Consider the following 22,383-nt stretch of genomic DNA (forward strand, 5'->3'; position numbering starts at 1 on the left):
AAAGATAGACTAGACGCGAAAGCGAACATGGAGATAGAAAGAACTCTCATGTGATGAGGAGGAAAAATAAATGAAAAAGCTTTGCAGGGAAGTTTGGATCGAAGTCAACCTTGACGCGATTAAAAGAAATATCGGGGCCATTCAAGCGCATATTCCGAGGAAAAGTAAGATCATGGCTGTCGTGAAGGCGAATGCTTATGGACACGGTTCAGTGGAGGTAGCGCGGCAGGCACTGGAAAGCGGTGCGACGGAGCTCGCAGTTGCTAGTTTGGAGGAAGGCATTGTATTGCGAAGAGCAAAAATTGAAGCGCCGATTTTGGTTCTTGGATTTACCCCGCTAGATTGTGTGAAAAGGGCTGCGGCCTGGAGAATTGACCTCTCCGGCCTTCGAGAAGACTGGATTGTTGAAGCAAATGAGATCTTAGCGGAAGAAGATAGACAGCGCCGGCTTGGGATTCATGTCAATGTCGACACAGGGATGGGGCGATTAGGTGTACGGACGAAGGAAGAGCTGTTAGGAGTGGTGGAAGCACTTGAAAAGAGTGAAAACCTTAGATGGGATGGGATTTTTACGCATTTTTCCACTGCAGATGAGCCTGACCCTGATTTTACGCAGCTGCAGCACAGCATTTTTATTGATTTTCTTCGTTTTTTGAAAAAACAAGGAATTAAGCTGCCGACCGTACATATGAACAATACAGCGGCTGCCATCGCGTTTCCTGAATTTAGCGCCGATATGATTCGACTAGGCATCGGACTTTATGGACTGTATCCTTCGCAATACATTGAAAGCTTAGACGCTGTTCAGCTAGAGCCCGCTCTCAGTTTAAAAGCGAGAATTGCGTTCGTGAAGGAAATGGTGACAGAGCCAAGAACCGTCAGTTATGGTGCAACGTATGTAGCAAAACCTGATGAAATCATTGCCACCATACCGATCGGTTACGCAGATGGGTACTCACGTGCTTTATCAAATCGGGGATTTATGCTTTTCCGCGGAAAACGAATGCCGATTGCTGGCCGAGTCACAATGGATATGACGATGATCAGTTTAGGAGAAATGAAAGCAAAGCAAGGCGAGGAAGTCGTCATTTACGGCCGTCAAAAGGGCGGAGAAATTTCTGTCGATGAAATCGCTGAAATGCTCAATACAATCAACTACGAAGTCATCGCCACCTTAAGCCGCCGCGTTCCTAGGTTTTATCGTCGAGGCGGGAAGATTATTAAAATATCGACGCCGGTGATGTATGTGTGAGAGTAAATAACAGGTGCAATTTGAGGATATTTGTTCTGGTGTACAATGATAAAAATTAAATTTTATTACAAATATGTCGATAAAAGGAGGGATATTTAAGATATGGAGGAAAGAAACGATGAAAAAAGGTTTATTTTTAGTGCTTTTGACTATTTTTATGATGGTAACAATCCATCCGTTAAAAGCTCATGCAGCAGAGACAAATGGCTGGACGAAGCGAGCGGACTTACCAGAAGAGAGACTTCATTCTAGTTCCGCAGTAGTAGATGGAAAGATTTTTGTTTTTGGGGGAAGTAGTGAAAAATCACATAGTAATAAAAATACCTACATGTATGATCCTCACAAAAATGAGTGGATCTCAAAAGCTGATATGCCAAGAGAAAGAACAGATAGCGCGGCAGTGGCGATAGGTAAAAAAGTATATGTCATTGGAGGAGCATATCAAGATAGCACAAAAACGATTGATATTTATGATACAGAATCCGATACATGGTCGGAAAAACCAATCCTAATACCAACTTTTGCTGTGACAAATGGAGATATTATTGCGACTGGAGAAAACGGAAAAATTTATATTCTTGCAACGAGTAAAAGTCCTCATCAAGAACATAATTTTTACAGTTATGATACAAAAACGGATAAATGGCAACAATTAAAAATGTTTCCTCAGAGTTTTACTGGGATGTCTATGTCAGAAGTCATTAACAATAAAATTTATGCTACAGGCGGATATAGAGGAACCCAAAATACCCAAATATATGAATATAACATTGAAACAAATCAGTGGGTACGAACAAAATCAAAGTTGGAGTTTTATCAAGTAGGAGCAGCGTTTACAACATATCAGGGAAAATTATTTATGGTAGGCGGTCAGCATAGCGTTGACAGATCCAGCCCAATATTACCATATACACAGTATTATGATGTGAATTCTAATTCTGTAAAAAAAAGTATAAATGAATTGCCTGAAGCTAGAGTTGGATCAAGTGCTGTAACACTTGATGGGATGATATATATCATAGGTGGAAGGAATTTCAAAGAATATTATAATTTTAAATACGTTAAAAGCAACTTCAAATCAGTAATCTCTATCTCATTAAAAGACTTGCAAATTGCTGAAGGTGAAACAAAGCCAGACGATGGTTCAGCAGAAGAACCGAAAGATCAGGACGGAACAAAGCCTGATGACGGAACAACAGAAGAACCGAAAGATCAGGATGGAACAAAGCCTGATGACGGAACAACAGAAGAACCGAAAGATCAGGATGGAACAAAGCCTGATGACGGAACAACAGAAGAACCAAAAGATCAAGATGGAACAAAACCAGATGATGGAACAAGCGAAGAACCGAAAGATCAAGACGGAACAAAACCTGGTGAAGAAGCAACAAAAGGTTTACTTTCAATTACCATGATAAACGGACTGCAAAAGGATTATTTGCTATCAACGAAAGAAATCAACGATTTTCTTAACTGGTATAAAGAAAGAAGCTTTGGAATTGGTATGAACTTCTATGAAATCAATGATGAACACAATAAAGGTCCTTTCGCAAGTAAGAAGGATTATGTGGTGTATCCAAATATCTTAATGTTTGATATCAAGCAATACTGATATCATAAAACGATAGAGCTGCTGATTATAGATCAGCAGCTTTTGTTTTTATAGGATTGTTAAAATTAGGATTAACGTCATGAGAAAAATGCGATATTTTTTTAAAAATCTGCTAAACATCCTATAACAACATCCGATAATAGAATTGTCAGGGTTGATAAGCCCTAGAATAAAGGACTTTTTTCAGACAAGGACGTCTGTCAGGTCCCACATACATGGAGGTAATAGGAAATGAGAATTAACCACAATATCGCAGCACTTAACACATTGAACCGTTTGTCTGCAAACAACGGTGCGAGCCAAAAGAACATGGAGAAACTTTCTTCTGGTCTTAAAATTAACCGTGCAGGAGATGACGCAGCTGGTCTTGCAATCTCTGAGAAAATGCGTGGACAAATCCGCGGATTAGAAATGGCTTCCAAAAACGCACAAGACGGTATCTCTCTTATTCAAACAGCTGAAGGTGCATTGACTGAAACTCACTCAATCCTTCAACGTGTTCGTGAACTAGTGGTTCAAGCTGGAAACACTGGTACACAGCAAGATGAAGACTTAACTGCAATTAAAGATGAAATGGATGCTTTAATTGAAGAGATTGATGGTGTGTCTGATCGTACAGAGTTCAACGGTAAAAAACTGTTAAATGGTGACTATAAAGCTTCAACTCCACCAGCAGCAGCTGATCCATCTTTAGTTTTCCAGATTGGCGCAAATGGTACGCAACAAATCAAAGTTAACATTCAAGATATGGGTGCGGATGCATTAGGCGTTGATGATGGTGCTGGTGGCATCACTGCAAACCAATCGATTAAAGATTTGGATGTAACAGCTTTTGCAACTAATGCAGCAGACGCAGCAGATGTTGGATTTGATACTCAACTTAAGATTGTTGATTCAGCTATCAATCAAGTTTCATCTCAACGTGCTAAACTTGGTGCGGTCCAAAACCGTCTAGAGCACACAATTAACAACCTTGGTGCATCTTCTGAAAACTTAACAGCTGCTGAGTCTCGTATCCGTGACGTTGACATGGCGAAAGAAATGAGTGAGTTCACAAAGAACAACATTCTTTCTCAAGCTTCACAAGCAATGCTTGCACAAGCGAACCAACAGCCACAAAACGTACTTCAATTACTACGTTAATGAAGAGCCCCTTTTATGGGGCTTTTTTTATGCTGTTTTTTTCTTCGCATTTTCTCCAGTCTTATGATCCTTAAATCCCTCTGATAAATTATGAAAAATAACCTTTAAATTTGGCACACTCTAGCGAAACGATCATAACCAATGAGACTTTTACCTTATTTATTCCTTTTTTGTTAAACAAATTCCATACAGGTTCGATAAATGGATTGTAAGGCTTACAAAAAAATTCTAATTTAGAACTTTTGGGCAAGGATGTTCAATTGGTTCAAACACATGGAGGTAATAGGAAATGAGAATTAACCACAATATCGCAGCACTTAACACACTGAACCGTTTGTCTGCAAACAATGGAGCAGGGCAAAAGAACATGGAGAAGCTGTCTTCTGGTCTTCGCATCAACCGTGCAGGAGATGACGCAGCAGGTCTAGCAATCTCTGAAAAAATGCGTGGACAAATCCGCGGATTAGAAATGGCATCTAAAAACGCACAAGATGGTATCTCTCTTATTCAAACAGCTGAAGGTGCATTAACAGAAACACATGCGATTCTTCAACGTATGCGTGAACTAACTGTTCAAGCGGGTAACGTTGGTACTCAACAAACAGAAGATTTAACAGCGATTCAAGAAGAACTCACTGCTTTGGTGGATGAAATTGATGGGATTTCACAGCGTACAGCATTTAACGGAAAGAATCTGTTGGATGGTAGCGTAGAAGATGGATTCCAATTTCAAATTGGCGCAAACATTGAGCAAAATATCAACGTACAGATCGGCAAAATGGACGCTGAAACCTTGACTGTCAAAGATATTAAAGTGAATGAAGATGGTTTTGACTTTGACGTCGAAGTAGCAAAAATTGATGAAGCAATCGGCGCAGTATCTAAACAACGTTCAGCACTTGGTGCAGTACAAAACCGTCTAGAGCACACAATCAACAACCTTGGTGCTTCTGCTGAAAACTTAACAGCTGCTGAGTCTCGTATTCGTGATGTTGACATGGCGAAAGAAATGAGTGAGTTCACAAAGAACAACATTCTTTCTCAAGCGTCTCAAGCGATGCTAGCTCAAGCAAACCAACAGCCGCAAAACGTTCTTCAATTATTACGTTAATGAAAAAGCCCCACTAAGGGGCTTTTTTTGTTTCAATCTAATGAAAGCAGGTGCTGCAAACGAAAGTCAGGAACCGCTTCATGGAAAAAAGCTCGATTGCTTTCATCATCCTCTTTATCCCACTGACTCCACCATTCAGCAGTTTCTCCAGAGGCGTCGGATTGAATCATGTCATGCAGCTGTTCTAAGTTGAGGATGTCTCTCGGTTCTGTTAAGAAAGAATGCATCCGGTGATACGCTTCAAGACGTTCAGGCTGTTTTGTGACAATGGCGTATTGCACGTAGCGATTTAAAAATCCTTGTACGAACGTCAAGTGGGGAATGGCTGTTTCTCCTTTTAACTCGACGCCGTTCCACGCCAGATCAGCAATCGCGCAAAGCCACCAGCCAAGTTCATTCGCGTGCTGCATTTTTTGTAATGTGTCCTTTTCAAAAGATAGCTGCTTCTTTTTTTGTGCTTGTTTGAGCATACGCTCAAGAATTTGTGCTTCGAGCGCGGCCTTTGTCATTCCTTGCCCATGAATAGGATCTAACGTACACAAGGCAGCGCCCATCACCAATAATCCACTTGGCCAATCGTGCATTTGTTCATAGTGATGTTTCACGCAAGAAGGGACTCTAAATCCTTTTGGTTTTGTATAGGGCGTTAAAATGGGTGATGGCTTTCTGCTACAAGTGAGGAAATGAGCTTACAAACGCAGCAAACACTTGAAAGCTCATTACAAGGAATTTCCTCCAATATACATACATTACTTGAAAGTATGGACCACATGAAAGGTTCTTCATCGGAACAGGCTTTACTTGTAACAGAGTTTAGCGAAATTGTGGAACGATTGACGATCGTAAGTAAAGAAATGAAAGAATTCATGCAGCATGTGATGTCAACGTAAAAAACGTATCCAAGAGGGATTCGTTTTTTTGATGCGCTATTTTCTCTTGTTCTGATCAAAGCGATAATCATACGTGTCGCCCTTCACCACATTTAAAAACTCATGTCCAATTTGAACAAGCTGTCCGTTTTTCCATTTGATGAGAGGGTCTTTGTCAGGGTATTTCCAGTAAATCGTCTTCTTACGGTGGGTCAGTTTGTTTTCAATTTCTGCTCTAACTGCGTTTTCCTTTAGCTTTCCTCCGCTATGCTGATAGGTGTTGATGATGTACATTCCGTCAGGTGATGACATCGAGCGGATGAATGTTCCGTGAGACACGCCTTGAAGAGAGAAGCATTTCCAATAAATAATGCCAGCGAAGCTAAGGAGTAAGATGATAAGGATGAGGGTGGTTTTCTTTTTTAACATGAAAAATTCCTCCAGATGTAGATCACAATATTTCTAATTTATGAGAGAGAATACAAAAAGATTCATATAGTCCAAAAGTTCTATTCATTTCAATTATCGGTCATTTTTTCTCAAAATTCAACAGAAAGCCGTAAATGTAAGGAAAATTTAAGGAAGAATTCAAGTGGTGTATTTGATTCGAAACCTCTTTACAAAAGAATAAGGGATCAGTAGACTTATGCTCATATAGAGAAATGGGGCAGATGACATGAGACAAATCATCGATACGTATCAAAGTTATGAAGAGCTTTCCGCTCATGAAAGAATAGGAATTGATTATCGAATTCTTCACGAGCGGAAAGGTGACCAGCTTCTGGTTTTGTCGCCTCATGCCGGAGGAATTGAATCCGGCGTGAGTGAGCTCATTCATGAAATATCTAGTGATTATTCTATGTATTTATTTGAAGGCCTTAAAGTAAAAGGCAATCATGTTCTTCATATTACAAGTACACGTTTTGATGAGCCGGTTTGCCTTTCACAGGTGCATACCCATCATTATACGTTTGCACTCCATGGTTACGGAGAAACAGAGGTGCTTCAAACGTTAGTGGGAGGTACGGATAGAGAAAGAGCGGCAGAAACTGTGAAACGTTTAACGCTAAATGGCTTTCACGCATTGCTGCTATCTGAATCTGATCGTTTTTCTGGAACACATCCTGATAATATTAATAACCAATGTCTGACGGGAAAAAGTGTACAACTTGAAATTAGTCAGGCGCAAAGAAGAGCATTTTTTCAAGACTTTAGGCGTCGCTATCGGCGTGATACACAAACTGAACAATTTTATCGATACACAAATGTACTCAAACAAGTATTAGCTCTTTATGAATAAACTTTTATCGTTTTATGTCCGAGTATTTACGTTTGATAAACGGCTTCTTTTTCTGCGACCCTTTCTGCTTTCATTAAATAAGACGTAAACTCCTGTTGAAAGCGAATGCCTGCTTTTCGCTGTTCGAATAAGGCAAGCCGCTTTTCAGCAAAAGCTCTGGTGACGTGAAACGTTTGAGCAATATGCAAAATGGCTTGCTGCCGAAGGGTTGGAAGCTTCATTTGCAGCAGCATAAAGGTTGGAACACAAAAGTGATACATGAATTGTTTTGCCTGAAACTCCTGCAGTTCTCGAAAAAGTTTGTTCATTTTGAAATGATTGCCTGTATGCTTTAGCACATGACAAAGCTCGTGGGCAAAATCCTGCCATTGTTCTTCAGGTGATAGGGATCTGTTTAATATAATACTGTAAAGACCTTGATGTTGGATCATCATGCTGCCAGTCTCCTCGTAGTGGACCCATAAATGAAATTCAGAAGCGATCCTTTGCATCTCTCTATAAGCAGGACCGCTTATTTGTAATTGAGCATATAACCGCTTAATATCTTCTTCTAAATGGGTTAAAAAACCAGTCATTTAAAAAACCTCCATACAAACGTATGTTCTATTTTTGGCGTAAAAGAAAAGTCCATATAGGACTAAATAGCTAATTGAGCTATTACTTACTTTTTATATCGGTTTATTTTTAACAATTTTAACATAAATTCAAGGAAAAATGGAAGTAATTCCTGTTTTTTTCTGTATTTTTGCACTTTCCACTACTAAAAAGAGTGATTGAATTCAAATTTTACCATAGTCTTCTCATGAAAACAAACAAGTATTGTCTTACGAACGCCACCGATTGATGAGAAAGATCAATTCAATCTAGCAAAAGGGAGTGCAGAACATGGTACAAATTTATCAAGATTTTATTCCAGTTGGAAACGGAAACCGCCCAGGATATGCGATGACACCGGAGTATGTGACGGTGCATAACACAGCAAACACGTCAAAGGGAGCGGATGCGAAAAGTCATGCGGCCTATGTAAAACGCCCAGCGACAGAGGTGAGCTGGCATTTTACAGTGGATGATCATGAAATCTTTCAGCATCTGCCGTTAAATGAAAATGGCTGGCATGCAGGGGATGGACATGGGAATGGTAACCGGAAGTCGATCGGAATTGAAATTTGTGAGAATGAAGATGGAAATTTTCAGCAAGCGGTCAAACATGCACAATGGCTTATTCAAAAGCTATTAAAAGAACATCACATGCCGCTAGCAAACGTGGTCACACATCAGTACTGGTCTGGAAAAGCATGTCCACGCCAGCTTCTTTCTACATGGGATGAATTTAAAAAAGGGATTGAAACGGCAGAAGATCCGGAGCCGGTCATCACGTATGTCGTTAAAAGCGGAGATACGTTAACGAGTATTGCGAAAGCTCATGGGGTCACAGTTCAAGATTTACAGAAGTGGAATGACATTAGTGATCCGAATAAGATTCAAATTGGACAGGTTCTCAAAATTTATCGTAACGATGCAAAGAGCATGTATGAGCTGCCAGATGGGGTTTTAAAGGTGACGTCTCCATTGACAAAGGGAGAGCACGTACGCCTCGTTCAACAAGCGCTTGCTGCTGTTTATTTTTATCCTGATAAAGCAGCTGCAAATAAAGGGATCGACGGAATTTACGGAGAAAAAACGGCGAACGCCGTAGCGCGTTTTCAGCTGATGAATGGTCTGACAAGTGATGGGGTATACGGCCCTAAAACGAAGGAGAAGCTTCTGGAGCTGTTAAATAAGTGAGTGTTTCTGTTTGTATGATTGGATGACTGTTTCACTTTGTTCATTTAATCGACGAATATAAGGCGACGACTTATATTCAGCAAACTGAACATATCTCAATTGTTTGATTTTCTTTTTCATTTATTGGCACCTCAATCGTTGCAGCGTATAGATTATTGTATGCAAATTTATGTAAAAATGGAAGCAGGACGCGGATTTTGTTCCGCGTCCTTTAGTGTAATCAAGCCCTTTTATTTTTATACTCATCCAAGAGCTGTTCATTCTTTTTGAAAATACGCTCTGTATGGGGGCTTACTTTGTAATCCGCCATACTGATATGGTGCTTTTTCTTTAAAATCTTAAAAGGGTTTTTCTTGCGATTGTTGTTATTCCCTTGAAGTGCGTGGTCCATCTTCATCACCTTCCTCTTCGTCAGGCAAGATTAGGTCATAAATTGTTGTAAGTGACGTCATTAATAAATAGTCGAACTCAGTGACAATCTCATCAGAGGTGAGCTTAATGACAAAGTGATCATCTGCTACAGAAAACGGGATGAGCACCAATTTGCCGAAATCATCGTAATAGACTTCCTGCCTGTCAAGCTTCGCCTGAATAAGAGCTCGCTGGTCAAGTGTCCGCAGCAGGTCATCTTTTTGTTCCTGCGTATCGTATGGACAAAGAACCGCTTGAATATTCATCTTGTCGGCAAAAGAATAAATGAGCCGTTCAATTCCCTCTATATATGCCTCTACACTTCCATAATATACATGGATCGGTTCGTTTTTCAATAGGTATTGGTACGTTTTTAGTTTATTGAGGTAAGAATGAAGTAGATCGTTATTTTGTTCTAGGAGTTGGTGGGTGTCGGTTTCCAGTTCGTGATTTCCGAGTTTTTTAATATAGGAGCTGAGAAAGATGAATGCATCGGTTAATGCAAAAAAAACAGCAATAATCAAGTAGTGCATCCAATCGGTGAAGATTGAAGAAGGGTCATTTGTCCAGTACACAACAGCACCAGCTACATAAATCCAATACCACGTTTTACGAATGGCAAACATCTTTTCTTTTACTTTTTGTTCAAAACGCCATACGGCAAATACATATACAGCAAGGGCACCTAGCAATAACCACACGGTCAATTGAAAAAATAATAGCATGTTCTTCTCTCCCATAGACAGATGGATACTTATTTATTTCTATGGATATGATTGGAAACCCTGCTTCATGAAAAAATGGCTTGTAGGAAAAAGGTGTTGAAGTGTGCGGGCAAATAAAAAAAGACCTGTCAGACAGGTCTTTGATATTAGATAATCGCATTTAACACAAAGTATATAAGAGCCCCTAGAGTTCCTGAAATCGGTAATGTGATCACCCAAGTGACAAGCATGCGTTTTGCCGTACCCCAGTTTACTCCTTTTACTCTGTGTGCAGAACCTACACCTAGAATAGAAGATGAGATCACGTGAGTGGTACTAACAGGTAAGTGAATAAATGTCGCACCGAAGATAATCGCTGCACCCGTTAAATCGGCAGATACTCCGTTTACTGGACGAATTTTCATAATTTTACCGCCGACTGTTTTAATAATCTTCCAGCCGCCAATAGAAGTACCTAGTCCCATTGCAAGCGCACAAGAGAATTGTACCCAGAATGGAATGTCGTCTGTTGTATGCAAATTACCTGCAATTAAAGCCATCGTAATAATTCCCATCGCTTTTTGCGCATCGTTTGTTCCGTGGGTATACGATTGCAGTGCAGCAGTTAAAATTTGAACACGTCGGAATTGTTTATTTGTTTTTGCGAGATTGTTGTTTCTGAATACAAATTTGATAATGGTATACACGATATATCCCAATACGAAAGCTAGGATAGGTGAAAGCAATAGTGCTTGAATGATTTTAATGAATCCCGAATAGTTTAAAGCGCCAAAACCAGCAGAGGCAATAACAGCTCCTGCAATTGATCCAATCAGTGCATGTGAAGAACTACTCGGAATCCCGTAATACCAAGTAAGCAAGTTCCAAGTAATGGCCGCAATTAAAGCAGCCAAAATGACAACAGAACCGTTTTGAAGTGTAAAAGGATCTGCGATGTCTTTTGTGATGGACTTTGCCACACCTGTAAATGTCATTGCTCCTAAGAAGTTCATGAACGCTGCCATAATAATAGCATGTCTAGGCTTTAACGCCTTTGTTGAAACGGAAGTGGCAATGGCATTTGCTGTATCGTGAAATCCGTTGATGAAATCAAAAGCAAGTGCACAAATGACAATAAATATGGTAAGGATGAGTAATGTGTCCATGTTTAACTAACCCCGTTACGCATTCTTCATAATGATTGTTTCTAGATTGTTGGCAACACTTTGACAGGAATCAGCGATTTCTTCAAGTGTTTCGTAAATTTCTTTGTATTGAATGACCTTGATTGGATCAGTTTCTTTTCCAAACAAGTTCTTTAGTGATTTACGATAAAGATTGTCACAATTATGCTCGATCTCTTTGATTTTGATTGCGTGTGGTTGAATATCTTTTAAGCGATTTTCAGCCAGTAAATCAATTGTAATTAAAATTTCCTTTGCACATTCTCTGATGTAGTGGCTGAATTTGTCGATATGTTCGTCAGAGCTTGTCATTGAATAAATTTCCATTGTCGCTGAAAAATGCTCAATTCCATCTAAAACATCGTCGAGGCTATTCGTCAATTGAAGAATGTCTTCACGTTCAATCGGTGTAATAAAGGCTTTGTTCAGCTCTTTAATCATAGTATGAACATGATTATCACCTTTTGTCTCATATTCCTTCAATGTGTCAGAAAATTCTTTCAGAGTGGTTTGATTTGTTACTTTATAGCTAACAAAATACTCAGCAGTTTCATCTAAATTTTTAGCAATTTCCGTTAACAAGACGGAAAACTTGTCTTTTTTCCTTTTTAACATGTAAAAACCCTCCATTGTATAAATGAGACAATGCACACATCAAATAATTATATATTCTTTTGTCGAAAAAAAACAGGTGTAGTCGAAAATTTCTTCACTTTTTCTATTTGATCTTATTCTGACCTAAAGATGTGTTCTCAACACACCTTTTTCAGAAAGGAGAAAAGAAATGAAAAAAGCGGTCCATTTTTGGCGCCGCTTAAAGCTTAAGAAGCTGAATAAATAAGTTTAAATCGCTCACAAACAAGGAGCATGTCTTCTTTGAATTCTAATCCGTACGGTTTGAGTGCTTCTGTAAAAAATTCTTGATGGGCTCTGTACCAATAGTTATATGAAAGATCGCCTTCACCTTCTGCTTGTGCAAATGATTCTGGAACCTCATTCATTGGCATGACATCTACATGCGTGATCTCTATGATGGCTTTTGGTTCGTCATGGCTGTCCAAAATGACCGCATATTGTCCTGCCTTTGGAAGCGGCTCCTGTTCCTTTTCGTAAAAAAGGTGTCCAGAACAAGTCGCTGTTTTTTTCCCTTGCAGAACAAGGTCAAGCAAATGATCTGGGTCTGCTCCAAATGCCCAAGCGGAAACAGACGCGTCAATTGGTGCACTTTCTGATTTTTCTTCCCAATATGTTTCCCAAAATAAGGTGCTTTTCTGATTCATCATTCTTCCCCCTTTGTGATGTGTTTATTATACCGTGAAATCAAATACATGGAAGTATAGTGTCTTTATCCCTACTGAGTAAGTATGTCATATGTTTTGAAAATCCGCTTTATATTTGATGAATATAGGATGATAGAATTAAAATTTTAGAAATTTTAGAATAATCTATTGTATTCTGGTCAAGAAGTCGGTATGGTCAAAGTAAGAATATGGAAGGGGTGTTGTGTATGAAACGCATTTCTTTAACTATTTTGTCCATATGTCTGCTGGTTTTCTCGTTTTTTCTGCCTGTCAGTCAGGTCACTGCAACCGAAACTCATGGGAATAAAGTAGCTGTTGGGAAAGATGGCATGGTGGCTACTGCCCATCCGCTCGCATCAGAAGTGGGGGCAGATGTATTAAAGAAAGGTGGAAACGCTGTTGACGCTGCTGTTGCCATTCAGTACGCACTGAATGTGACAGAGCCAATGATGTCTGGAATTGGTGGCGGAGGATTTATGATGGTTTATGATGGGAAGACTAAAGAAACATCCATCATCAATAGTCGAGAAAGAGCACCACAAGGCGCAACACCAGACATGTTTTTAACAGATGAGGGGGAAGTCATCCCGTTCGCTGAGCGATCCACACACGGTAATGCTGTTGGTGTTCCAGGGACTGTGAAAGGTCTTGAGGCGGCATTAGATAAGTGGGGGACCCGCTCGATGAAGGAATTGATTGAGCCTTCCATTCAGCTTGCAGAGGATGGATTTGAAATCGATTCTGTCCTGGCAAAAGCCATTGATGATCATCAAGGAAAATTGAAAAAAACGGCCGCAGCGCCAATTTTTCTTCCAGATGGTCAGCCGCTCAAAGAAGGGGACCTCCTAGTTCAGCCAGGTCTTGCAAAAACATTTAAGCTGATTGCGAAAAAAGGAAGCAAAGCATTTTATGAAGGAAAAGTAGCAAAGGCACTTGCAAATACAGTCCAAGATTTTGGCGGAACGATGACAACTGATGACATTGGTCGTTATGAGGTCAAGACTGACAAGCCTATCTGGGGAGACTATAAAGGATATCAGCTTGCAAGTATGCCTCCACCAAGCTCAGGCGGGGTGTTTATGCTGCAAATGCTCAAAATACTTGATCACTTTAACCTATCTCAATATGACCCCAAATCATTCGAAAAATATCAGCTGCTTGCTGAAACGATGCATCTCTCCTATGCTGACCGTGCTGCATATGCCGGCGACCCCGAATTCGTAGATGTTCCACTAAAAGGACTATTAGACGATGATTACATTTCAGAAAGAGCCTCTCTTATTGAATTAGATCAAATGAATCGTAACCCGAAAGAAGGAGATCCATGGGCGTATGAGGATGAAAAAACCCCATCCCCTATTGTCCCGCAGCCAGAAGATAAAACCATTGGAGAGACCACACATTTTACTGTTGCCGATCAGTGGGGAAATGTTGTGTCATTCACAACAACCATTGAACAGTTATTTGGTACAGGGATTCTCGTCCCGGAATATGGATTTTTCTTAAACAATGAACTAACAGATTTTGATGCAAGACCTGGCGGAGCAAATGAAGTTCAGCCGAATAAACGTCCATTATCCAGTATGACACCGACCATCATATTTAAAGATAACGAGCCTGTCATGACAGTAGGTTCACCAGGAGGAACGACCATCATTGCTTCTGTTTCACAAACCATATTGAATTTGCTTGAATATGACATGGAGCTTCAGGATGCAGTTGAAGAACCAAGGATTTATACAAACAGCCCAACTTCTTATCGTTATGAAGTAGGTGTCCCTCTCGATGTGAGAACAAAGCTTAATGATATGGGGCATCGTTTTGGCAGCTCGCCTATTGATATAGGAAATGTTCAAGCTCTACTCATTGATCGAAAAGCAGGAACCTTTACTGGAGTGGCTGACTCCTCGAGAAACGGGACTGCTGTTGGCGTCAATTTAAAACTCTCTGCCGATTAAGAACATTTCCCGGGAAAAGAAGCGCCTCTTGAGGATGGCGTTTCTTTTTTGTCTAAATATAAGGAAAACAGAGTAGAAAACTGAGAATATTTTGAATCATACATAGCTGATCAGACAACCGAAGGCTCTTGGCCATTTGAAGTACAGGACTGTGATGTATTTCAATGGCTAAGGGCCTTTTTTGCGTATGAATGACAAGGTTGTTGCTGACATCAAAGAGCAAGTACATGAGCTTTTAGAGAGAGGAAGTCACATTTAATAAGAAGTAGAGCAGATTTGAAGAAAGCTGAAGCAAAGACTGCATCTTTTTTTATAAAATTTTTCTTAGGAACATTGACTTATAATTTCGAATATTATAATATCTTTACAAAGGTAACAACGTTGAACATTTTTTAGGATGTGTAATTGTAAGCGCTTTATATAAGGTTCTATTCCAAAATGTTCTTTCTTTTTGTTACATGTGTTCATATTTATGCCAAATGAAAGGGGTGGTTGTTTGAACAACTTGTTTGAGTTAGATGAACAGCTGATCAAGCTGCAGTACGATGCATCTTCGAGAGAGGAGGTGACCACATATTTAGCAGAGCGATTAGAAGCGGGAGGATATATTAAGTCGAGCTTTTTACCAGCAGTGCTTGAAAGAGAAAAAACATATCCTACAGGGCTTCCACTTGCGACCTTTGGGGTAGCGATTCCACATACAGATCCTGAGCATGTGAACAAACCTGCGATTAGTGTAGCCACTTTAAAGGAACCTGTTATGTTTCATAAGATGGGGAGCCCTGATGAAACTGTGCTAGCCAAAATTGTGTTCGTCCTAGCAATCTCTGAACCTAGTAAGCAGCTCGTGATGTTAGAGAAGCTCATGACACTTTTTAGAAAAGAAGAAGTGATGACGAAGCTGTCTCACATGACATCGTATGAAGAAGCGGTTGACGTACTTGAGAAAGAATTAAACCAATAGCCTTTCACAAAAAAAATGTAAGCGCTTTATCTGAAAAATTCAGGAGGTGGATGTATGATCAAGCAAGCTGTCGATTTTATATTAGACCTTGGGCCAACTATTATGCTCCCGATTATTATGACGATTTTCGGTATGATTTTAAGGCAAGGCTTTAAGAAATCTTTCCGAGCCGGTATTACGATCGGCATTGGCTTTGTCGGTGTCAATCTTGTCATTAATTTGCTTGTGAGCGGCCTTGGGCCAGCAGCAAAAGCCATGGTTAATTCCCTTGGGCTAAAGCTCGATATTTTGGATGTTGGATGGCCGATTGGAGCTGCTATATCCTTTGGTACACCCGTTGCCCCTTTGATGATTCCTCTTGTGCTTTTGTTAAATGTCATTTTATTGTCCGTTAACTTTACGAAAACGCTGAATGTGGATATTTGGAACTTCTGGCATTTGATTTTCGCAGCCTCTGTGACTTACTACGCTTATCATAATATGTTCTTGGCCCTTGCTGTTGGTTTGATCGTCTCTGCTATCACGCTTAAATTAGCCGATTGGACGGCACCGACAATTGAACACCATTTCGGATTGAAAGGCGTATCGATGGCTCATGCTGAAACGGTCAACTTCGCGCCGCTTATGTATGCGTCCAACCGCGTCATTGATAAGATTCCTGGCTTAAACAAAATTCATGCTGATCCAGAAACATTGAAGAAACGTTTTGGCATTTTTGGCGAACCGCTTGTGATGGGTCTCATACTTGGTATCATTATTGGTCTTCTAGGCGGCTATGATGCGAAAGGCGTCATGACGCTTGGTATTCAAATGGCAGCAGTTCTTGTACTAATGCCAAGAATGGTTGCGTTATTAATGGAAGGTCTTATTCCAATCTCTGAGGGCGCTCGTTCTTATATTCAAAAGCGTTTCCCTGGGAAAAATGTCTATATTGGTTTAGATACAGCGATTGTGATTGGTCATCCGGCGAATATGGCGGTAGCCCTTCTCATGGTGCCGATTACGATTTTACTTGCTGTCGTTCTGCCTTACAATGGCATGCTCCCGTTTGCAGACTTATCGGTTCTTCCATTTACAGTTGTATGGGCAGTAGCAGCCGCTCGTGGAAATATTATTCGCGGTCTTATTAACAGCATTTTTACATTGATGATTGTCTTCTTTATCGCAACGAATCTCGCACCGCTTGCGACAACAATGGGGAAAGCAGTCGGCTTTGATTTCCCAGAAGGGGCCAACATGATTTCAGGTATTGACCTTGGTTCCCACGTCATTCCTTGGATCATGGTGAGACTTCTTGATCCGAGCAATCCATACTTTATTGCAGCCATCATCTGTGCTCTGGCTTATGCGCTTCTATGGTACTGGGTGCGAAATGATATTAAAAAGCAGTATGCAAAAGAAATGGGCTTAGATCAGAAAGAACTATAAACGAGCTGGAGGGATTCTCATGGCAAAGAAAATATTGGTTTCATGCGGAACAGCAGTTGCCACATCAACGGTTGTTGCAAAAAAGGTCGAAGAGACTTTAAAGGAAAAAGGATATGATGTCGTGGTGGAACAGTGTAAGGCATCTGAAGTCCCGCAAAAAGCGGAGGGCGCCGATTTAATCGTGACGACCACGCCAGTGAGTGACACAAAAGGAACGCCTGTGATTCAAACATTATCCTTTTTAACCGGATTTGGCATCGAAGATGATATTGAAAAAATCATAGATCATATTAAGTAAACACTCATTTCATTGAGGAGCTTTCGCGGCTCCTTCCATTTACCTGAAAGGAGGACGTCTCATGCAGCATCATGCTTATAGCCGAACGTCTGCAGTGTTGTCTATTTTTCTTCCAGCCGTGCTCATCTGTCTGTTTTTCCTCTGGTCTCTTTATACGTTAATGTCAGCAGGACCTGAGCCGTTAGCTGTGTTAGGCGTTTATACGCTGCCTATCCTCATGCTTTCTAGTATTACTGGACTGAACCAGCCGACAAACGTCATCATTAGTGAAGATAAGCTGAAAATCGGCGCTTTTGGCAGATGGCACACATATGCGGTCTCTGATATTAAAGGAAAGCTTTTTATCAAGCCATATCCTCATATCGGGAAAGTCTATGTCAGGGTGGGCCCATCGCGCATATTCGGAGGACGTTACTGGATATCCAGTGAGATGAGTGAGTACAAGCAGCTTGTGCAAACGTTGCAGGATTTTGCGAAGGGTGATGAAAAGGAGGATGCAGCTACATGAAATCAGCTGTCTTTTATTCTTCAGAGAACATTCGGTATGAGGAGCGGAACCGGCCTGCGATTGGTGATGATGAAGTGCTATTAAGAATGCGTGCCTGCGGCTTATGCGGCACAGATATTTACAAGGCAACACATGAGACGGTACCCTCTGGAACGGTGCTAGGGCACGAAATCGCTGGTGATATTGTTGAAACCGGAAAGCATGTGACAAATATCCGAACGGGAGACAGGGTTTATGTTGCGCACCATGTGCCTTGCTTTACCTGTGACTTTTGTCAAAAGGGATTTTATACAATGTGTCCGCAGTTTGCAGCCACTAATGTAGAGCCAGGAGGGTTTTCAGAGTATATCCGCGTACCTGCATTGCATGTCAAGCACACAATGGGCAAGCTCCCGAAGGACGTCTCATATGAGCAAGGGGCAATGGTGGAGCCAGTCGCCTGCTGCCTCCACGGGTTTGAACGAGCACCTGTTCATCCAGGAGATTCTGTGCTGATCCTTGGAGCAGGGCAAATTGGCTGTATCCAACTACAGCTCGCCAAACATTACTTAGCTGGAAAAGTGATGATAACGGATGTGAATGAGAACCGGCTGCTGCAAGCGAGAAATTTAGGTGCAGATGTTGCTTTTCATCCAGCCTCTGAGCCGGTGGAAGACCGGGTCATGAGAGAAACAAATGGAAAGGGAGCAGACCTCGTCATGATATCTGTTGGGAGCAGTGCGCTTTTAAAAGAAGCGTTTCAAGCGGTAGCGAGAGGCGGAACGATTTTAGTGTTTGCTCATTTTCCAAAGGGAGACGTCTCCATTCCGGCTGATCGGTTTTTCCATGATGAAGTGAAAGTCGTAGGAGCCTATTCCTCGCATCCTTATCACTATCGTGAAGCCCTTGAGCTTCTAAGGGCAAAAGTAGTCAACACAGAAAAGATGGTGACGCACCGTTATCCGTTAAGTCAGCTGCTTCAGGCGATAGAATGTGCAAGGCACCCTGAAGGAGAAAGTGTCAAAATCATGATGTATCCAGATGAATGAGAACATGGGAGATTGGAAGAGAAAGAGAAGTTCTTTAGAAAAGGGCTTGCCTTTCTCTTTTTTCTGACAAAAAATGAAAACGCTTAAAAATGAAAGAGAATTGCTTGACTTCAATGATACTTAAACGTATGATAATTACAAATGTAACATATAAGAACAAATGTAAAGGGGAGAGAATAAATGCAAAAACAAATCACTTTGCCTGAACAGATTAGTCATGAGAGATTAGCAGATTTATATAAACAAATGTGGTTAGTGAGATATTTTGATGAAAAGGTCGATCAATTCTTTGCCAAAGGACTTATCCATGGAACCACTCATTTATGTGTCGGACAGGAAGCGTCAGCTGTTGGATCGATTGCCGTATTAAAGAATGAAGATAAGATCGTCAGCACACACCGTGGACATGGTCACTGTATTGCAAAAGGTGCAGAGGTCAATAAAATGATGGCAGAACTATTCGGACGTGAGACTGGCTATTGTAAAGGAAAAGGCGGCTCGATGCATATTGCTGATTTAGAAAAAGGGAACCTTGGCGCAAATGGAATCGTTGGCGGCGGTATCCCGCTGGCAACAGGCGCGGCACTTACATCTAAAATGAAACAGGAAGGCTTTGTTGTTCTTTGTTTCTTCGGAGATGGTGCCACAAATGAAGGCAGCTTTCACGAAGCGTTAAATCTTGCATCCATTTGGGATCTGCCTGTTGTGTTCATTTGTGAAAACAACCAGTACGGCATGTCTGGCCCTGTAAAAGAAATGATCAACATTGAAGACATTTCAACAAGAGCAGAAAGCTACGGAATACCAGGAAAATCGATTGATGGAAATGACATGGTCGAGATTATGAACACAGTAGATGAAGCAGTCAGCCGCGCAAGAGCTGGAGAAGGTCCATCACTTATTGAAATGAAAACGTATCGCTGGAAGGGCCACTCTAAGAGTGATGCGAAAAAATACCGTACACGTGAAGAAGAAACAGAGTGGAGACAAAAAGACGGAATCAAACGCTTTAAGTCTCTCTTGATTGAACTGAATGTTTTGACAGAAGAGCAGGCAGCGGTTTTACAGGAAGAAGCGAAACAGGAAATTGAAGCGTCTGTTGAATTCGCCAAAAACAGTAAAGAACCGTCAATTGATACACTATTAGAGGATGTATACGCCTAATTAGGAGGGGAATCACGTGACAAAAACAACAGTGAGAGAGATTTCATATTTAGAAGCCGTTCGAGAGGCTATGAGTCAGGAAATGAGAGAGAACCAAGATGTATTCATTTTAGGTGAGGATATCGGCGTATATGGCGGCGCTTTTGGGGTTACGCGCGGCATGATTGAAGAATTCGGTCCAGAGCGTGTACGTAATACACCGATCTCAGAGGCAGCCATCGCAGGAAGCGCAGTCGGAGCGGCTTTGACCGGTATGCGTCCGATTTTAGAACTTCAATTCTCTGACTTTATTACAATCGCGATGGATCAGCTTGTAAACCAAGCAGCCAAAACACGATACATGTTTGGCGGAAAAGGAAAAGTGCCGCTCGTTGTGAGAACACCAGCAGGATCAGGGACGGGTGCCGCAGCGCAGCATTCACAAAGCTTAGAAGCGTGGATGGCTCATATTCCGGGACTAAAGGTGGTTCAGCCTTCAACAGCTTATGATGCCAAAGGACTTTTAAAAGCAGCAATGGATGATGACAACCCTGTCATTTTCTACGAGCATAAGCTTTTATATAAAACAATCGGCGAAGTGCCTGAAGAGCCTTATTCGATTCCTTTAGGGAAAGCTGATGTGAAAAGAAGCGGGAAAGACGTCACAATTGTAGCAACAGCGATTATGGTACACAAAGCATTAGAAGCGGCGAAGGAACTAGAAGCAGAGGGAATCGATGTTGAAATCATTGATCCAAGAACACTCGTCCCATTAGATGAAGAAACCATAATCGAATCTGTGAAGAAAACAGGTAAATGTATCGTGGTTCATGAAGCGGTCAAACGAGGCGGCTATGGCGGAGAGATTGCAAGTATGATAGCTGAAAGTGAAGCGTTTGACTACTTAGATGCGCCAATTAAACGACTTGGCGGTCTTGCAGTCCCAATACCATACAACCCGACACTGGAAAAAGCGGTCATTCCACAAGTGCCAGATATTATTGAAGCAGCAAAAGAGCTTGTACGCTCTTAAATAAAGGGGAGAAGATCATGCCAAAAGAGATATTTATGCCGAAGCTAAGCAGTACGATGGAGATCGGAACCTTGCTTCAATGGTTTAAAGAAGAAGGAGATTCGATTGAAATCGGTGAGCCTCTTTTTGAAATTATGACAGACAAGATCAACATCGAGGTGGAAGCCTATGATGACGGCATTTTTCTAAAGAAATACTACGAAGCTGATGATCAAATTCCAGTCAATGCTGTCATTGGATATATCGGAGAGGCAAATGAACAGGTACCGAGTGAGCCGCCAGCACAGGCAGATGAAGATTCCTCAGAAAGCGGCGAATCGTCTTCACCAGACACGGCTTCATCCAGTTCTACTGAAGCCCCAAAAACATCTGATGAAAAAGTACGTGCCACGCCCGCAGCGAGAAAAACGGCAAAGGATCATCATGTGGCGATTCAAGAGGTATCTGGCACAGGGCCAAAAGGCAGAGTCCAAAAGCGGGACGTCGAGGCAGTCGTTCATTCTAGCGAGAAAGACCAGCGCGTCTCACCTCTTGCAGAAAAAGTCGCTGCTCGTGAAGGAATCGATTTAGCAGCAGTTTCTGGATCTGGCGCTCATGGCAAAATCATGAAGAGTGATGTAAAAGCAGCAGCACAAACAGCAGAGGCTTCGCCTGTGAAAACACAAAAACTAGCTGGGATGAGAAAAGTGATTGCTGATCGCATGTCACAAAGTGCCTTTACAGCACCGCACGTCACATTAACAAGTGAAATTGATATGACGAAAGCGAAAGAAGTGCGTCAGCAGCTACTGCCAGCGATTGAAAAAGAGACAGGCTATCGATTGTCGTTTACAGAAATCATCATTCTTGCGGTCAGCCATGTACTCACGCGCCACCCGCAGATCAATATGACATTTGAACAAAATGAGCTCCATTTCCATGAGGATGTACACATTGGTCTTGCTGTTGCAGTGAAAGACGGCTTGATGGTACCAGTCATTTCTCATGCGAATCAAAAAGGATTAAAACAACTGACAAAAGAAGCGAAAGAAATTGGCCGAAACGCACGTGATCAAAAACTGCTGCCAGACCAGCTGAAAGGGTCCACTTTTACGATTAGTAACTTAGGCATGTATGCCATTGATACTTTTACCCCGATCATTAATCAGCCGGAAGCGGCGATTTTAGGTGTAGGACGAATTCAAGATAAACCTGTTGCAGTGGATGGAGAAATTCAGGTGCGGCCAATGATGGGGGTCAGTTTATCGTTTGATCACCGAGTCGTAGATGGCGCACCAGCGGCTGCCTTTTTAACAGACCTTAAGAAAGTGCTTGAACAACCATTTGAATTGCTAATGTAGGAGATGAATCG

25 protein-coding genes are annotated in these 22,383 nt (G+C 41.3%); 16 read left to right on the forward strand and 9 right to left on the reverse strand.

The features are described 5' to 3' along the window. Window positions 1-70 precede the first annotated feature (70 nt). From alr to hag (MKZ03_RS05805), 4 genes are all read left to right on the forward strand, one after another. Complete coding sequence (gene alr, locus MKZ03_RS05790) at window positions 71-1,252, forward strand: alanine racemase (RefSeq protein WP_341031246.1); 1,182 nt, start codon at window positions 71-73, stop codon at window positions 1,250-1,252. 118 nt (window positions 1,253-1,370) lie between these two features. Then, a complete protein-coding gene (locus tag MKZ03_RS05795) occupies window positions 1,371-2,864 on the forward strand; it encodes a Kelch repeat-containing protein (protein WP_341031248.1) in 1,494 nt (497 codons plus the stop codon). Window positions 2,865-3,095: 231 nt separating this feature from the next. Next, window positions 3,096-4,007 carry a flagellin Hag gene (hag, locus tag MKZ03_RS05800; RefSeq protein ID WP_066031010.1) on the forward strand — a complete coding sequence of 304 codons (912 nt, stop codon included), beginning with the start codon at window positions 3,096-3,098 and terminating at the stop codon, window positions 4,005-4,007. Window positions 4,008-4,296: 289 nt separating this feature from the next. Next, window positions 4,297-5,118 carry a flagellin Hag gene (gene hag / locus MKZ03_RS05805; RefSeq protein ID WP_044141245.1) on the forward strand — a complete coding sequence of 274 codons (822 nt, stop codon included), beginning with the start codon at window positions 4,297-4,299 and terminating at the stop codon, window positions 5,116-5,118. Window positions 5,119-5,150: 32 nt separating this feature from the next. On the opposite strand, the gene MKZ03_RS05810 is transcribed toward hag (MKZ03_RS05805), so the two are convergent. Beyond that, window positions 5,151-5,723 (reverse strand): hypothetical protein, encoded by a 573-nt coding sequence (locus tag MKZ03_RS05810; RefSeq protein WP_341031254.1) that lies wholly within the window; start codon window positions 5,721-5,723, stop codon window positions 5,151-5,153. A 78-nt stretch (window positions 5,724-5,801) separates the two neighbouring features. Between MKZ03_RS05810 and MKZ03_RS05815 the strand changes: the two genes are divergently transcribed. Next, window positions 5,802-6,008 (forward strand): hypothetical protein, encoded by a 207-nt coding sequence (locus MKZ03_RS05815; RefSeq protein ID WP_341031256.1) that lies wholly within the window; start codon window positions 5,802-5,804, stop codon window positions 6,006-6,008. A 36-nt stretch (window positions 6,009-6,044) separates the two neighbouring features. Here MKZ03_RS05815 and MKZ03_RS05820 read toward each other — a convergent pair whose 3' ends face one another. Continuing rightward, on the reverse strand, window positions 6,045-6,416 hold the full coding sequence (locus MKZ03_RS05820; RefSeq protein WP_034663103.1) for a DUF5412 domain-containing protein: 372 nt from the start codon (window positions 6,414-6,416) through the stop codon (window positions 6,045-6,047). 247 nt (window positions 6,417-6,663) lie between these two features. On the opposite strand from MKZ03_RS05820, the gene MKZ03_RS05825 reads away from it, so the two are divergent. After that, a complete protein-coding gene (locus tag MKZ03_RS05825) occupies window positions 6,664-7,287 on the forward strand; it encodes a poly-gamma-glutamate hydrolase family protein (protein ID WP_034663100.1) in 624 nt (207 codons plus the stop codon). Between the two features lie 26 nt (window positions 7,288-7,313). Here MKZ03_RS05825 and MKZ03_RS05830 read toward each other — a convergent pair whose 3' ends face one another. Then, a complete protein-coding gene (locus MKZ03_RS05830) occupies window positions 7,314-7,862 on the reverse strand; it encodes an ImmA/IrrE family metallo-endopeptidase (RefSeq protein ID WP_341031258.1) in 549 nt (182 codons plus the stop codon). A gap of 310 nt (window positions 7,863-8,172) precedes the next feature. Here MKZ03_RS05830 and MKZ03_RS05835 point away from each other — a divergent pair, with 310 nt between their 5' ends. After that, complete coding sequence (locus tag MKZ03_RS05835; RefSeq protein ID WP_034663095.1) at window positions 8,173-9,072, forward strand: N-acetylmuramoyl-L-alanine amidase; 900 nt, start codon at window positions 8,173-8,175, stop codon at window positions 9,070-9,072. Here the strand turns inward: MKZ03_RS05835 and MKZ03_RS05840 are convergent. The 6 genes from MKZ03_RS05840 to MKZ03_RS05865 form a co-directional block, all read right to left on the reverse strand. Continuing rightward, window positions 9,061-9,192, reverse strand: a complete 132-nt coding sequence (locus tag MKZ03_RS05840) for a hypothetical protein (protein ID WP_334748699.1) — start codon at window positions 9,190-9,192, stop codon at window positions 9,061-9,063. The two genes, MKZ03_RS05835 and MKZ03_RS05840, sit on opposite strands and share 12 nt — an antisense overlap. A gap of 100 nt (window positions 9,193-9,292) precedes the next feature. Beyond that, entirely contained in the window at window positions 9,293-9,469 is a 177-nt protein-coding gene (locus MKZ03_RS05845) for a type II toxin-antitoxin system SpoIISB family antitoxin (RefSeq protein WP_080869520.1), read from the reverse strand. After that, complete coding sequence (locus MKZ03_RS05850) at window positions 9,438-10,208, reverse strand: type II toxin-antitoxin system SpoIISA family toxin (protein WP_034663092.1); 771 nt, start codon at window positions 10,206-10,208, stop codon at window positions 9,438-9,440. Before MKZ03_RS05850 ends, MKZ03_RS05845 begins: the two co-directional genes overlap by 32 nt. A gap of 146 nt (window positions 10,209-10,354) precedes the next feature. Next, on the reverse strand, window positions 10,355-11,353 hold the full coding sequence (locus tag MKZ03_RS05855) for an inorganic phosphate transporter (RefSeq protein WP_034663089.1): 999 nt from the start codon (window positions 11,351-11,353) through the stop codon (window positions 10,355-10,357). Window positions 11,354-11,368: 15 nt separating this feature from the next. Further along, complete coding sequence (locus tag MKZ03_RS05860; RefSeq protein ID WP_003212390.1) at window positions 11,369-11,986, reverse strand: DUF47 domain-containing protein; 618 nt, start codon at window positions 11,984-11,986, stop codon at window positions 11,369-11,371. Between the two features lie 206 nt (window positions 11,987-12,192). Next, window positions 12,193-12,651, reverse strand: a complete 459-nt coding sequence (locus tag MKZ03_RS05865; protein ID WP_034663086.1) for an ASCH domain-containing protein — start codon at window positions 12,649-12,651, stop codon at window positions 12,193-12,195. Between the two features lie 227 nt (window positions 12,652-12,878). On the opposite strand from MKZ03_RS05865, the gene ggt reads away from it, so the two are divergent. The 9 genes from ggt (at window position 12,879) to MKZ03_RS05910 (ending at window position 22,372) form a co-directional block, all read left to right on the forward strand. Then, complete coding sequence (gene ggt / locus MKZ03_RS05870) at window positions 12,879-14,630, forward strand: gamma-glutamyltransferase (RefSeq protein WP_341031264.1); 1,752 nt, start codon at window positions 12,879-12,881, stop codon at window positions 14,628-14,630. 496 nt (window positions 14,631-15,126) lie between these two features. Continuing rightward, window positions 15,127-15,594, forward strand: coding sequence for a PTS sugar transporter subunit IIA (locus MKZ03_RS05875; protein WP_034663084.1), 468 nt, complete (start codon window positions 15,127-15,129; stop codon window positions 15,592-15,594). A gap of 54 nt (window positions 15,595-15,648) precedes the next feature. Further along, window positions 15,649-17,022: a PTS galactitol transporter subunit IIC gene (locus tag MKZ03_RS05880; RefSeq protein WP_341031267.1), complete on the forward strand. Its 1,374-nt coding sequence runs from the start codon at window positions 15,649-15,651 to the stop codon at window positions 17,020-17,022. Window positions 17,023-17,041: 19 nt separating this feature from the next. Then, window positions 17,042-17,320: a PTS sugar transporter subunit IIB gene (locus MKZ03_RS05885; protein ID WP_003212259.1), complete on the forward strand. Its 279-nt coding sequence runs from the start codon at window positions 17,042-17,044 to the stop codon at window positions 17,318-17,320. Window positions 17,321-17,381: 61 nt separating this feature from the next. After that, entirely contained in the window at window positions 17,382-17,828 is a 447-nt protein-coding gene (locus MKZ03_RS05890) for a hypothetical protein (protein WP_003211419.1), read from the forward strand. Then, complete coding sequence (locus MKZ03_RS05895) at window positions 17,825-18,856, forward strand: alcohol dehydrogenase catalytic domain-containing protein (RefSeq protein WP_095285044.1); 1,032 nt, start codon at window positions 17,825-17,827, stop codon at window positions 18,854-18,856. Before MKZ03_RS05890 ends, MKZ03_RS05895 begins: the two co-directional genes overlap by 4 nt. A 180-nt stretch (window positions 18,857-19,036) precedes the next feature. Beyond that, window positions 19,037-20,020: a pyruvate dehydrogenase (acetyl-transferring) E1 component subunit alpha gene (gene pdhA / locus MKZ03_RS05900; RefSeq protein ID WP_106041643.1), complete on the forward strand. Its 984-nt coding sequence runs from the start codon at window positions 19,037-19,039 to the stop codon at window positions 20,018-20,020. A 31-nt stretch (window positions 20,021-20,051) separates the two neighbouring features. After that, window positions 20,052-21,032 carry an alpha-ketoacid dehydrogenase subunit beta gene (locus tag MKZ03_RS05905; protein WP_341032609.1) on the forward strand — a complete coding sequence of 327 codons (981 nt, stop codon included), beginning with the start codon at window positions 20,052-20,054 and terminating at the stop codon, window positions 21,030-21,032. Between the two features lie 17 nt (window positions 21,033-21,049). Then, a complete protein-coding gene (locus tag MKZ03_RS05910) occupies window positions 21,050-22,372 on the forward strand; it encodes a dihydrolipoamide acetyltransferase family protein (RefSeq protein ID WP_341031270.1) in 1,323 nt (440 codons plus the stop codon). The last annotated feature ends 11 nt before the right edge of the window (window positions 22,373-22,383 follow it).

This window comes from Bacillus sp. FSL R5-0431 (genome assembly GCF_038002985.1).
GTDB lineage: Bacteria > Bacillota > Bacilli > Bacillales > Bacillaceae > Bacillus.